This window comes from Rhodococcus jostii NBRC 16295 (assembly GCF_001894825.1).
Lineage (GTDB): Bacteria > Actinomycetota > Actinomycetes > Mycobacteriales > Mycobacteriaceae > Rhodococcus_F > Rhodococcus_F jostii.
Map to the genome: position 1 here is coordinate 23,531 of NZ_BCWY01000056.1, position 12,869 is coordinate 36,399.

The following is a 12,869-nucleotide window of genomic DNA, read 5'->3' on the forward strand; positions in this document are numbered from 1 at the left end:
CTCAGGAGGCGGTCGCCTTCACCCGGCCGGTGTAGGCGTCCATGCTGTGGTACACACCGAGCCGGTCGGCCAGACGGTCCCAGGCACGCACCGGCAGCACGGCTTTCGCCACCCGCGACAGATACAGTGACCGCGGCAGCATCAGCAACGGCGTCCCCCGGGTCATCGCCCGCCACGACCGGGCCGTGACGTCTTCCGGGCTGAGGATCGGCGCGAACAGAGGATTCTTCACGCCGTCGAACATGCCGGTGGAGATGTAGCTGGGGCACACTGTGGTCACCTTGACGTGACCGTGCCCGGCCTGGACCAGCTCGAGTCGCAGCGAGTCACTCCAGCCCAGGGTGGCCCATTTCGACGCCGCGTACACGGCCATTCTCGGCGTCGCCACCGTTCCCGCCGCCGACGCGATGTTCAGGATGCGGCAGTCCCGGCCGCCGTCCTCGATCATCGCGGGCAGGAACTCGTTGGTGATGTACATCGGCGCGAGCGTGTTGACGTCCATCACGAATTTCGTGTCGGACTCGTGGTCGTGATCCCAGAAGTACTTGCCGCGCACCACACCGGCGTTGTTGACCAGCACGTCGGGACGCCCGAATTCGTTCCGTACCTCGGCGGCCGCCTTGCGGACGGATTCGAGGTCGGCGACGTCGACGACCTGCGCGCGGACGGCACACCCTGTGTCGCGCAGTTCCTCCGCCGTGCGTTCGAGGGCGTCGGCATCGATGTCCCACAACACCACCGCGCCCGCACGGTCGGCGGCGGCGAGTCGGGCGAACAGACGTCCCATCCCCATCGCCGCGCCGGTGATCAGGACCGTCGTGCCCGCGGCCGAGAATCCCACGTCATGCTCTCCTTCGGTCGGCGCCGGCGGGCTCGTAATACAGGGTTTCGATCCGGTCCTTCACCGCGACCTGTGCGCGTCGCAGCGCCTGCCACACCACCGGTGCGGCCACACCGCCGAGGAGCTGTCCGGCGGGCCTGCCGGGAGAGTGATAACGGAACTCGACGGTGAGCTCCGTTTCGTCGGGGCTCAGCGCCTCGAACGTCCAGACCGATGCGTGCACGCCATGGTCGGCGTCGACGACGAGCCGGCGTCCGGCCTCGAACGTCGTGACCCGGGCGCGGGACGGCAACGACGCCGGAATCAGCGCCGTCTCCGGGTCGCTGAGGTACTCGAATGCCATCGCCGGCGGGACGACGATCACCGTGGTGCTGCGCAACCCGATCATCGAATGCCCGGACCTGCGGGGGTCGGACAGGCAGAGCTGAATGGACAAGGCGGATATCCCAACGTGTCGACGTCCGAGCGGCAAATGTGTGTGGTACATCGGTGTACCGCATACTGGAGACGCTATACGGAAACGCCGCGACAGGGAAGACTACGATTCGATTCGATGACAAACCCCCAGCAAGATGCAGGTGACGGGCGCGCTGCCCGTTGGCGCGGGCAACGCGAGAAGCGGCGCTCGGAGTTCGTCGAACGGGCCCTCGTCGCCATCGCCGAAGAAGGCCCCGACGTGTCGGTCGCGACGATGGCCGTCTACGCCGAGGTCGCACGGACCCGCATCTACCGGCACTTCGACGACAGCGCCGACCTCAAGAACGCCGTCGCCCGGCGGATCGCCGCGATGATGCTGATCGAATACGCGCCCGTGATCACCACCGAGGGCACGCCCCACGACATCCTCACCCGGGCCGCGCGCACCCACCTCGACTGGCTCACCACCCACGCCAATCTGTACCGCTACCTGATGTCGTTCTCCCCCGCGACCGAGGAGGTGCGGCGGGCGATCAGCACGGCGGTCTCCGACATGCTGCGCCCCTACCTGGACGCACTCGGCGACCCGGGCACCGCCACACCTCTGGGCAATGCACTGATCGGGATGGTCGAATCCGTGTCTGCGGAATGGATCGAACGACCGGGCGACACCGACGCGGCCGCACTGACCGAGCAGCTGGCCGCGTGGGCATGGGCGTTGGTCGACACCACCATGCGCCGGCACGGGGCCGTCCTCGACCCCGACAGCCCCCTACCGGCCCCCGACGCCCTCCGCACGTGAGTGGGAAAGCGTGCCGGAGCACACATTCGCACTCACGTGCGGGACCAGCGGGTCAGGTACTCGCGCTCGGTGGCGGTGATGCGGCGTAACCGCTGGGCGTCGACATCCGCGACGGCCATCTGAGTGGTGGCGGTGACGGCCGGCGGGTCGGTGAGCGCGACTCGGGCACCCCGGACCTCGTAGCCGATGGTGAAGTCGACGGCCCGGTGCTTGGCGATCCACATGGTGATCCGCAGCGGACTGTCGGAATGCCGCAGCTGGGCCCGGTACTTCACGTGGATGTCGGCGATGAACGCGCTCGTGATGAGCGACGAGTTCTCGCTGCCCTCGCTGAGCAGCCAGTCGATCCGGGCCTCTTCGAGCAACGTCACCATCCGCGCGTGGTTGATGTGCTGAAAGGCGTCCATGTCGGACCATCGGACGGTCACGAAGGCGTCGTAGCCGACGAAGGCGGCAGGGGTGTCGGTCACGATGGACATCATCCCCTGCCGCCGTCGGTGGAACTCACGCGATGTCGCGCAACCAGTTCCTCAGCCACGTCGTGGCGGGCGTGCCCGCTCCGTCGACCGCGTAGCTGGTGTAGTCCTGGTGAGCCTGCGACTTGTAGAACTGCTCCAACTCGTCGATGCGCTTCTCGTTGGACTGCTCGTCCAGCTGAGCCATCAGCGCGGGGACACCGCCGACCGCGAGGATGTCGTTCCAGATCGCGAGCGCCTCCTGCTGGTAGCGACCGAACAGGTTCGGCGTCGGATCCGACGTCTGCGCGAGGAACCCGGCGAGCCGCGTCACGAAGTCTTCCTTCGGCGTGGAGCAGTACAGGTCGCCGTACGCGCAGAACGTGCGCGTGTTCTGGCTGACCCAGCCGAACCCTCCGATGCGGGGACCACCGGCGCCGCTGCCGGCGACAGCCGGTCCGACGAGGGCGTCGGTCGGCGACCGCCGCGGATCGGAGACGAGTCCGACGGCCGCGATCTTGTCGGCGGGGACGACACCGAGGCCGGTGCCGATCTCCGCAGCGAGATCACCCGCGGCGTCGGCGCCCTGGCTGTACCCGATGATCGACAGCTTCGTGTCGGGGCACTGCTGCGACATCGACGACAGCATGCCCTCGGCGTTGCTGACCGCTTGCGCCTTCGAGCGCCCGTACACCTCGGACTCCCACGGGAACGCCGTGGCGGCGTACGTGACGTAGTCGGTGCGGATCGACGACGGCAGACCGTTCGTCACCGCCGACAGCAGACCCGGCGTGGGCCTGACATTGTCCTTGGTGGACGTTTCCCACGTCCCCGGAATCGCAACCACATACAGGCTCGGGCAGGGGTCCGCGTTCGCTACTGCGCTCGTACCCACCACACCCGACGCAACCGGGATGGCCGCCGCAGCAGCCACTGCGGTCAAGAATGCGATAACCCGTCTCATTGCCATGGCCTCAACCCTGTTCTCCCCTTCGTCGTCCCGCAGACGGGATGCTGCCAGGGCGACGTGACCTAAAGATGCACGATCGGTAAATGAACGTTACCGACCGAACGTGACCCCCGCACGATAAACCGACACCCCGGTAGGAAAACCTACCGGGGTGCGGATTGTACGAGCAGTTACAGCTACCGCTGCGGGGCGGTGGTGGTCGCGATCGGAGACGGCAGCGCCGACTCACCCTCGAGGTACGCATCGACCGCGGCGGCCGCGGAGCGACCCTCGGCGATGGCCCACACGATCAGCGACTGTCCGCGTCCCATGTCGCCGGCCACGAACACACCGTCGACGTTGGTGGCCCACTTCGCGGAGCGGGCGACGTTGCCGCGCTCGTTGAGGTCGACGCCGAGATCCGTGAGCAGGCCCGGCTTCTCGGGTCCGACGAAGCCCATCGCCAGCAGCACGAGGTCGGCCTCGAGCTCGAAGTCCGAACCCTCGACCTTCTCGAAGCGACCCGACTTCATCTCGACCTCGTGGGCCTTCAGTGCGGTCACCTTGCCGTCGGCACCGACGAACCGTTCCGTGTTCACGGAGAAGAGTCGTTCGCCGCCCTCCTCGTGCGCGGACGCGACCCGGTACATCAGCGGGTACGTCGGCCACGGGGTGTGCTCGGCGCGGGTCTCGGGAGGTCTCGGCATGATCTCGAACTGGTGAACGCTCTCGGCACCCTGACGGTGCGAGGTGCCCAGGCAGTCCGCGCCGGTGTCACCGCCGCCGATGATGACGACCTTCTTGCCCTCCGCGGTGATGGTCGGCTCCTCCAGGTCGCCGAGCTGCACGCGGTTGGCGATCGGCAGGAACTCCATCGCCTGATGGATGCCGTCCAGCTCGCGGCCGGGGATCGGCAGGTCGCGGGCCTCGGTGGCACCACCGGCCAGGACCACGGCGTCGAACTGCTCGCGCAGCGCGTCCGCGGTGATGTCGACGCCCACGTTGACACCCGTCTTGAAGACGGTGCCCTCGGAGTTCATCTGGTCCAGACGGCGGTCGATGTGCCGCTTCTCCATCTTGAACTCGGGGATGCCGTACCGGAGGAGCCCGCCGATGCGGTCGGCCCGCTCGAACACGGTCACCATGTGGCCGGCGCGGGTCAGCTGCTGCGCTGCAGCGAGACCCGCGGGTCCGGAACCGACGACGGCGACCTTCTTGCCCGTCGAACGGGTCGGGTGCACCGGCTTGACCCAGCCCTCGTCGAAGGCGCGGTCGATGAGCTCGACCTCGACCTGCTTGATGGTGACCGGGTCCTGGTTGATGCCCAGGACACACGACGCCTCACAGGGTGCGGGGCACAGCCGCCCGGTGAACTCCGGGAAGTTGTTGGTCGCGTGCAGACGCTCGATGCCGTCGTGCCACCGGTCCTTGTAGACCAGGTCGTTCCACTCGGGAATCAGGTTCCCCAGCGGACAACCGTTGTGGCAGAACGGGATACCGCAGTCCATGCACCGGCTGGCCTGAGTCTTCAGAGTGTCCGACGAGAACTCCTCGTACACCTCGTTCCAGTCGAGCAGACGCAACGGCACCGGCCGGCGAACCGGAAGTTCGCGCGACGTGTGCTTCAGGAAGCCGCTTGGATCACCCACGAGCTGCCTCCATCACTGCCTCGTCCACGTTCTTTCCATCCTTCTTCGCGGCCTCGATGGCCAGGAGCACCTTCTTGTAATCGCGGGGCATCACCTTCGCGAAGTGATTGACCTGCTGCGACCAGTCGGACAGGATGCGCGCGGCAACCTCGGAGCCCGTCTCGTCGCGGTGACGCTCGATGGCGGACTTCAGCCAGGTGAAGTCGTCACCCGTCAGGTCCTCGAGATCCACCAGTTCCGTGTTGAGGTTGTCCTCGAACACCTTGTCCGGGTTGTAGACGTACGCGACGCCACCGGACATGCCGGCACCGAAGTTACGTCCCGTCGCACCGAGAATGACGACCTTTCCGCCGGTCATGTACTCGCAACCGTGGTCGCCGACTCCCTCGACCACCGCGGTGGCACCGGAGTTGCGGACCGCGAATCGCTCGCCCACGACACCGCGGAGCAGCGCCTCACCGCTCGTGGCACCGAACAGGATCACGTTGCCGCCGATGATGTTGTCCTCGGCGACGAACCCGGGTGCGGTCTCCAGCGGCGGCCGCACCACGAGGCGTCCACCGGACAGGCCCTTGCCGACGAAGTCGTTGGCGTCGCCGTGCAGGCGCAGGGTCATGCCCTTGGGGACGAACGCACCGAAGCTGTTACCGGCCGAACCGGTGAACGTGATGTCGATGGTGTTGTCCGGCAGGCCGTCACCGCCGTACGCCTTGGTCACCTCGTGGCCGAGCATGGTGCCGACCGTGCGGTTGACGTTGGTGATCGGCGACTCGAACGTGACCTGCTGACCCTTGTCGAGAGCGTTGCGGCTCTGGACGATCAGCTGCTGGTCGAGCGCCTTGTCGAGGCCGTGGTCCTGGGTGCCCGTGCAGTACAGGTCCTGGTCCATGAACGCCGACTCGGTCTCGTGCAGGATCGGCGACAGGTCGAGGTTGCCGGCCTTGCTGCCCTTCCAGTGCTCGAGCGCCTTCGTGGTGTCGAGGACGTCGACCTGGCCGACGGCCTCGTCGAGGGTGCGGAAGCCGAGCTCGGCCAGGAGCTCGCGCACCTCTTCGGCGATGAAGAGGAAGAAGTTCTCCACGAACTCCGGCTTACCGCTGAACCGCTTGCGCAGCACCGGGTTCTGCGTCGCGACACCCACGGGGCAGGTGTCGAGGTGGCAGACCCGCATCATGATGCAACCCGACACCACCAGCGGAGCGGTCGCGAAACCGAACTCCTCGCCACCGAGTAGCGCGGCGACCATGACGTCGCGGCCCGTCTTGAGCTGACCGTCCACCTGCACGACGATGCGGTCGCGCAGACCGTTGAGCAGCAGCGTCTGCTGGGTCTCGGCGAGGCCGAGCTCCCACGGGGCGCCCGCGTGCTTCATCGACGTCAGCGGGGTGGCGCCGGTGCCACCGTCGTGACCGGAGATCAGCACGACGTCCGCGTGTGCCTTGGACACACCCGCGGCGACGGTGCCGACACCGACCTCGGACACCAGCTTCACGTGGATCCGGGCCTGCGGGTTGGCGTTCTTCAGGTCGTGGATCAGCTGCGCGAGATCCTCGATCGAATAGATGTCGTGGTGCGGCGGCGGCGAGATCAGCCCGACGCCGGGCGTGGAGTGCCGAACCTCGGCCACCCACGGGTACACCTTGTGCGCCGGCAGCTGGCCGCCCTCACCGGGCTTGGCTCCCTGCGCCATCTTGATCTGGATGTCGGTGCAGTTGGTCAGGTAGTGCGACGTGACACCGAAGCGTCCCGACGCGACCTGCTTGATCGCCGACCGCCGCCAGTCTCCGTTCTCGTCCGGGGTGAAGCGGGCCGGGTTCTCGCCGCCCTCACCGGAGTTGGAGCGACCGCCGAGGCGGTTCATGGCGATGGCGAGGGTCTCGTGCGCCTCCGCGGAGATGGAGCCGTAGCTCATCGCACCGGTCGAGAAGCGCTTGACGATCTCGGTGGCGGGCTCGACCTCGTCCAGCGGGACGGGCTCGCGCACGCCCTTCTTGAACTCGAAGAGGCCGCGCAACGCCGCGAGGCGCTCGGACTGGTCGTCGACCAGCTTCGTGTACTCCTTGAACACCTCGTACTGCCCGGTGCGGGTGGAGTGCTGCAGCTTGAACACCGTGTCCGGGTTGAACAGGTGGTACTCGCCCTCACGACGCCACTGGTACTCGCCGCCCACCTCGAGCTCGCGGTGCGCGCGCTCCTCGGGACGGTCCAGGTACGCGCTGGCGTGCCGGACCGCGACGTCGGCGGCGATCTCGTCGAGACCGATTCCGCCGAGGCTCGAGTTGAGCCCAGTGAAGTACTCGTCCACCAGTTCCTGCGACAGGCCGATGACCTGGAACAGCTGGGCGCCGGTGTAGGACGCGAGGGTGGAGATGCCCATCTTGGACATCACCTTGAGCACACCCTTGCCGGCGGCCTTGATGTAGTTCTGGATGGCCTTGTCGAGCGTGACACCCTGCAGTTCGTTGTTCTGCACCGCCTCGTCGACGGTCTCGAATGCCATGTACGGGTTGACCGCGGCCGCACCGAACCCGATCAGGAGCGCCATGTGGTGCACCTCGCGGGCGTCGCCGGACTCCACGATGAGTCCGACCTTCGTACGGGTCTTCTCGCGCACCAGGTGGTGGTGCACGGCCGACGTCAGCAGCAGCGACGGGATGGGCGCGTACGTCTCGTTCGACTCACGGTCGGACAGGACGACGAGGCGCGCACCGCCGGCGATGGCCTCCGACACCTGGTAGCGGACGTCGTCGAGGGCCTTGCGCAGGCCCGCTCCGCCCTCTGCCACCGGGTACAGACCGCGGACGATGACGCTGCGGAAGTTCGGGAATTCGCCGTCGTCGTTGACGTGAATGAGCTTCGACAGGTCGTCGTTGTGCAGGATCGGCTGCGGCAGGAAGATCTGCCGGCAGGACTCCGCGGTGGGGTGCAGCAGGTCGTGCTCGGGCCCGATGGTGCCGCCGAGGCTGGTGACGACCTCCTCGCGGATGGCGTCGAGCGGCGGGTTCGTGACCTGCGCGAACAGCTGCGAGAAGTAGTCGAACAGCATCCGCGACCGCGCGGACAGCACGGCGATCGGGGTGTCGGTACCCATGGAGCCGAGAGCCTCGGCACCGGAGAGCGCCATCGGCTTGACGAGGAGGTTGACCTCTTCGTTGGTGTACCCGAACATCTGCTGACGCAGCACGACGCGCTCGTGCGACATGTACGTGTACGGGCGGTCCGGCAGGTCGTCCATGTGGGTCAGACCCTGGTCGAGCCACTCCTGGTAGGGGTGCTCGGCGGCCAGTTCCGACTTGATCTCGTCGTCGCTGATGATGCGACCCTCGGCGGTGTCGACGAGGAACATGCGGCCGGGCTGCAGCCGGATCTTCTTCACGACGGTGGCGGGGTCGATCGGCAGGACGCCGACCTCGGAGGCCATGACGACGAGGCCGTCGTCGGTCACCCACAGGCGTGAGGGGCGCAGGCCGTTGCGGTCCAGGACGGCGCCGATGACGGTGCCGTCGGTGAAGCACACCGACGCCGGTCCGTCCCACGGCTCCATCAGCGAGGAGTGGTACTGGTAGAACGCCCGGCGTGCGGGGTCCATGCTCTCGTGCCGTTCCCAGGCCTCCGGGATCATCATCAGCACGGCGTGCGGCAGGCTGCGGCCACCGAGGTGCAGCATCTCGAGCACCTCGTCGAAGCGCGCGGTGTCGCTGGCACCGTTGGTGCAGACCGGGAAAATCTTCTCGAGCTGCTCGCGACCGCCGAAGATGTCGCTGTCGATGAGCGCCTCACGGGCACGCATCCAGTTCTCGTTACCGGTGACGGTGTTGATCTCACCGTTGTGCGCCACCCGCCGGAACGGGTGCGCCAGCGGCCACGAGGGGAATGTGTTGGTGGAGAAGCGCGAGTGCACGAGGCCGAGGGCCGACTCGACACGCTCGTCCTGCAGGTCCAGGTAGAAACCCTTGAGCTGGGGGGTGGTGAGCATGCCCTTGTAGACGAACGTCTGGCTCGACAGGCTCGGGAAGTACACGGTCTCGCGACCGGGGCCGTCCTTGCCGGCGCCTTCGCTGCCCAGCTCGTGCTCGGTGCGCTTACGGATGACGTACGCGCGGCGCTCGAGGTCGAGTCCGGTGAGGGCGTCGTTCTCGCTGCCGATGAAGATCTGGCGGAACGTCGGCATCGCGTCGCGGGCCAGGGCGCCGAGCGACGAGTCGTCGGTCGCGACCTCGCGCCAGCCGAGGACCTTCAGGCCCTCGCTCTCGACGATCTTCTCGACGGCGTCGGCCGCGCGCTGCGCGTCGGCCTTGCTCTGCGGCAGGAATGCGATGCCGGTCGCGTAGGTGCCTGCTGCGGGCAGCGGGAAGTCGACCACGGCGCGGAAGAACTTGTCCGGGACCTGGAGGAGGATGCCCGCGCCGTCACCCGTGTTGGGTTCGGAGCCCGCGGCACCACGGTGCTCGAGGTTCACCAGCGCGGTGATCGCCTTCTCGACGATGTCCCTGCTGCGGCGGCCCTTCATGTCCACGACGAACGCGACACCACAGGAGTCGTGCTCGTTCGACGGGTGATACAGCCCCTGGGGGCCTGGAAGTTGCTTCATACCTAGCCTTCGTATGCCAAAAGATGCACCGACGACCAGCAGCGCTGATGGCCATCAACTTGCAATGCAGGTGCCGTCACGATGTGATCGGCACCACCGATCGGCTATCGCCCTTTTGCGGCACGCTGGGTGTGGTCCTCGCACCGGGCGACGTGGCTTTTCGGTCGGGTCGGACTTTCGTGGGTCCAACGTGTAACGAAAACGATAATTCAGAACCCCTGACGAAACACAACTTAGGTTGGCCTATTCACCCTCTGAACTGGGCATTGTCGAGGGCGGACCTCGTCCGACTGCACTGAGTACATGTTAAGTGAGCGCGCCGAGCACCGCTGTAATTCCCACAGTCGGATCGAAATCGAGATCCGGGACGGTGAGTTGGTGAAGGATTACACCGTCCAGGTAGTCGGTGACGACGACGGCGTCGGCAGCGGGGTTTCTCGATCCCACGAGTTCCAGCATGTCCGCGCCCCATTCTACGAGCGCGCGGCGCGCAACACCGATCTTGGCGTCGAGGCCCGGCGTCACGGACGCCTCCACGAACAGTGCGTAGCGGGCGCTCGTGCGCGCCCGGTCCGGACCAGTGGAGAATTTCACGAAGGCGACCAGAGCCTCGACCAGCGCATCCGCGTTTTCGGGCCGGAGGTGCGCGAACGTCTGCCAGTCCTCCCGGTCACGTTCGACGAGGCGTGTGACGATCGCCTCGAGGAGCGCCCCGCGACTGCGGAAGTAGTTGGACGTGGACCCCTGCGGCATCCCCGCCAGCTCGTCGACCCCGCGATGCGTGAGGGCGCGCATGCCCTTCGTACCGAGCAGCGCGATGGCCGCGTCGAGCACCGGCTCCCGTTTTCCCGACATACCCCGACACTACAACGGTAGTGATTTCACTACAGGCGTAGTACGGTCGAGTCATGACACAGTCCGCAGCAGTCCTCGGCGGTGGCATCGGCGGGCTCGCCGTCGCCCGCCACCTGTCCCGCGCCGGATGGCACGTCGAGGTCTTCGAGCGCGCCGACAGCCTGCCCACCTCCGGCACCGCGCTCGGGATGTGGCCACAAGCCCTCGACGCTCTGGACGCGATCGGCGCCGGCGATCGCGTACGCAGGCTGGGATCACCGCAGCACCGCGGGTCGTTCCTGCGTCCCGACGGGTCCGTGATCGGCACCGTCGACAGCCGCGACCGTACCGCCTACCTGCTGTCGCGGCCGGCGCTGCTGGCCACGCTCGCCGAGACCCTGCCCGACGGAACGATCTCGTTCGGCACGCCCGCACCCCCCCTCGACACGCTGACGGACCACGACGTCGTGATCGGTGCGGACGGTCTGCGCAGCCCCACCCGCCGGCAACTGTTCGGCGAGAAATTCGAGCCCGTATATATAGGTGCAACCGCGTGGCGCGGCTGGGTACCCGGACACCGCGACACCGTCAGCGAAACCTGGGACGCGGACGCACTTTTCGGCATCACACCGCGCGACGGCGACCTCGTCAACTGGTTCGCGTGCGTCCGCACCGACGCCGGTCACCCCGGCGGCCTCGACTACCTCCGGTCCCGGTTCGGGAACTGGCACGCCGACGTCCGCGCGGTACTGGACGCCGCCACCCCCGAGGCCCTGCTTCACCACGACCTGTACGACTCGCCCGCCCTCCCGTCGTACGTGTCGGGCAATACGGCCCTGCTCGGCGACGCCGCCCACGCGATGGCGCCGAACCTCGGCCGGGGCGCCTGCGAGGCCCTCGTCGACGCCGTCGCTCTCGGCCGATTCCTCACCGCCGACACCGACATTCACGCGGCGCTGCGCCGCTACGACCGCGCACGGCGACCGGCGACCCGCCGGCTGGTGCGTGGATCGCGCGCCATGTCGTCCGTCGCGATGACCGGCCGTCTCCGTCCGCTGCGCGATCTGTCGGTGAAGCTGGCCGCGGGCCTGGCATGACGGGAATCCGGGTGCGCGGGAACGCTTGCCCGTCTGGTAATTTGCCGCGGTAGGGGGACGAGAAAGAACCGGGGGCGGTCATGGGGGCGGTGGACGACGGCTGCGGCAGTGCGCCGGCAGCACGGACGTATCTCATCGGGGAAACAACACACCCACCGTGTCGGTGGGGGAATTCTGCTGTGCGCGCTTCCCTCTTTCGGTGCCTCTGATCTGCAGCACTCCTGCGTTTTGCTTCGTCAGCACCAGTCCGTTCGATCACCAGTCCGTTCGACTTCAGGAGTCACGACTTGAGAATCCGCATGCACGCTCTGGCAGCCGCGATTTCGGTGTCCGCCGCCGCACCGCTCGGTGCCGCGACCGCACACGCCGCGCCGAGCACGCCGCCGTCGACCTCACAGCCGGGTGTCACCGACCCCGCGGCCGCGCCCACCACGTCGCAGCCGGGAGTGACGGTCCCGTCGACGCAGCCCGCCCCGCCCGAACCGTCCACCACTTCCCAGCCGGGGGTCACCGACCCCTCGGCCCCGGCCCCGGCGAAGCCGGCTCCCCCGCAGGCCCCGCTGGCTGTCCCGGGCGGCGAAGCGGCCGTGCCCGCTGCTCCCGACCTGGCGCTGGACGGCAACGCCCCGGCAGCGCCTGCAGCCGAGGGAGTCGGCAACGAGGCGCAGGCCGCCCGGCCGGCGACCGTGTGGATCGACCCCGACGACATGCCGAGGGCGCACCAGGCACCCGTCGCCCCCGCCCTGCCCGTGCCGACGCCGGTGGTCGAGGTGAACGCGGCCGCCGACACGCTGGTCGGCGCGGTTCCGGTGGCCGTCAACGGTCGCCAGTACGGCAACCCCGAGGGATACGTCGGCACCATCGCCTGGCGGATCGGTGACGCCACCGGCACCGCGGGTATCGCCGTCGACCCGTCGTCGCCGACGGCCGCCACCGTCTCCGCGTTCTCGGCCGACTCCGAGGCCGAGCACCCCACCAACTGGTCTGCGCCCGTCGACGTCACACCCATCGCCGCGGCGATCTCGGATGCAGCCGACCGGTACCCGGCATTCGGGCAGCTCGTCGAGACGATCGCGGCCCTGCCCGCACCGCAGCTCCCGCAGCTGCAGTCGACCGACAGCGGTCCGGCTTCCACCACGATCGGCGGCGTCACCGTGCGCAGTCAGGCAACCCTGCACGTGTGATCCGATTCCCTCGCGTGGTGCCCGCCAGGGGTCGGCGCCACGCGAGGGAA

General features: G+C 67.9%; 10 protein-coding genes. 3 read left to right on the forward strand and 7 right to left on the reverse strand.

Annotated elements, in window-relative coordinates:
* Position 1 precedes the first annotated feature (1 nt).
* Both RJ1_RS29215 and RJ1_RS29220 read right to left on the reverse strand, forming a co-directional pair.
* Positions 2 to 841 (reverse strand): SDR family oxidoreductase, encoded by an 840-nt coding sequence (locus RJ1_RS29215; protein ID WP_073366002.1) that lies wholly within the window; start codon positions 839 to 841, stop codon positions 2 to 4.
* Position 842: 1 nt separating this feature from the next.
* Positions 843 to 1,277, reverse strand: a complete 435-nt coding sequence (locus tag RJ1_RS29220; protein WP_073366003.1) for an SRPBCC family protein — start codon at positions 1,275 to 1,277, stop codon at positions 843 to 845.
* Between the two features lie 117 nt (positions 1,278 to 1,394).
* Here RJ1_RS29220 and RJ1_RS29225 point away from each other — a divergent pair, with 117 nt between their 5' ends.
* Complete coding sequence (locus tag RJ1_RS29225) at positions 1,395 to 2,060, forward strand: TetR/AcrR family transcriptional regulator (protein WP_073366004.1); 666 nt, start codon at positions 1,395 to 1,397, stop codon at positions 2,058 to 2,060.
* Between the two features lie 32 nt (positions 2,061 to 2,092).
* Here RJ1_RS29225 and RJ1_RS29230 read toward each other — a convergent pair whose 3' ends face one another.
* The 5 genes from RJ1_RS29230 to RJ1_RS29255 all read right to left on the reverse strand — a co-directional run bounded on the left by RJ1_RS29230 (position 2,093) and on the right by RJ1_RS29255 (position 10,559).
* Positions 2,093 to 2,542 (reverse strand): acyl-CoA thioesterase, encoded by a 450-nt coding sequence (locus RJ1_RS29230; protein WP_073366005.1) that lies wholly within the window; start codon positions 2,540 to 2,542, stop codon positions 2,093 to 2,095.
* Between the two features lie 22 nt (positions 2,543 to 2,564).
* Complete coding sequence (locus RJ1_RS29235; RefSeq protein ID WP_073366006.1) at positions 2,565 to 3,479, reverse strand: cutinase family protein; 915 nt, start codon at positions 3,477 to 3,479, stop codon at positions 2,565 to 2,567.
* Between the two features lie 182 nt (positions 3,480 to 3,661).
* Positions 3,662 to 5,113 (reverse strand): glutamate synthase subunit beta, encoded by a 1,452-nt coding sequence (locus RJ1_RS29240; RefSeq protein WP_073366007.1) that lies wholly within the window; start codon positions 5,111 to 5,113, stop codon positions 3,662 to 3,664.
* A complete protein-coding gene (gltB, locus tag RJ1_RS29245; RefSeq protein ID WP_073366008.1) occupies positions 5,106 to 9,704 on the reverse strand; it encodes a glutamate synthase large subunit in 4,599 nt (1,532 codons plus the stop codon). Before gltB ends, RJ1_RS29240 begins: the two co-directional genes overlap by 8 nt.
* Before the next feature lie 306 nt (positions 9,705 to 10,010).
* Positions 10,011 to 10,559 carry a TetR/AcrR family transcriptional regulator gene (locus tag RJ1_RS29255; RefSeq protein ID WP_073366010.1) on the reverse strand — a complete coding sequence of 183 codons (549 nt, stop codon included), beginning with the start codon at positions 10,557 to 10,559 and terminating at the stop codon, positions 10,011 to 10,013.
* Between the two features lie 53 nt (positions 10,560 to 10,612).
* Here RJ1_RS29255 and RJ1_RS29260 point away from each other — a divergent pair, with 53 nt between their 5' ends.
* Positions 10,613 to 11,635 carry an FAD-dependent oxidoreductase gene (locus tag RJ1_RS29260; protein WP_073366011.1) on the forward strand — a complete coding sequence of 341 codons (1,023 nt, stop codon included), beginning with the start codon at positions 10,613 to 10,615 and terminating at the stop codon, positions 11,633 to 11,635.
* 287 nt (positions 11,636 to 11,922) lie between these two features.
* Positions 11,923 to 12,819 (forward strand): glycoprotein, encoded by an 897-nt coding sequence (locus RJ1_RS29265; protein ID WP_240319844.1) that lies wholly within the window; start codon positions 11,923 to 11,925, stop codon positions 12,817 to 12,819.
* Positions 12,820 to 12,869 lie beyond the last annotated feature (50 nt).

Bases quoted from the DNA above. Each gene is read 5' to 3' on its own strand.
- RJ1_RS29225 (WP_073366004.1), top strand. From the start codon at position 1,395: ATGACAAACCCCCAGCAAGATGCAGGTGACGGGCGCGCTGCCCGTTGG.
- RJ1_RS29230 (WP_073366005.1), bottom strand. From the start codon at position 2,542: ATGATGTCCATCGTGACCGACACCCCTGCCGCCTTCGTCGGCTACGAC.
- RJ1_RS29235 (WP_073366006.1), bottom strand. From the start codon at position 3,479: ATGAGACGGGTTATCGCATTCTTGACCGCAGTGGCTGCTGCGGCGGCC.
- gltB (WP_073366008.1), bottom strand. From the start codon at position 9,704: ATGAAGCAACTTCCAGGCCCCCAGGGGCTGTATCACCCGTCGAACGAG.
- RJ1_RS29255 (WP_073366010.1), bottom strand. From the start codon at position 10,559: ATGTCGGGAAAACGGGAGCCGGTGCTCGACGCGGCCATCGCGCTGCTC.
- RJ1_RS29260 (WP_073366011.1), top strand. From the start codon at position 10,613: ATGACACAGTCCGCAGCAGTCCTCGGCGGTGGCATCGGCGGGCTCGCC.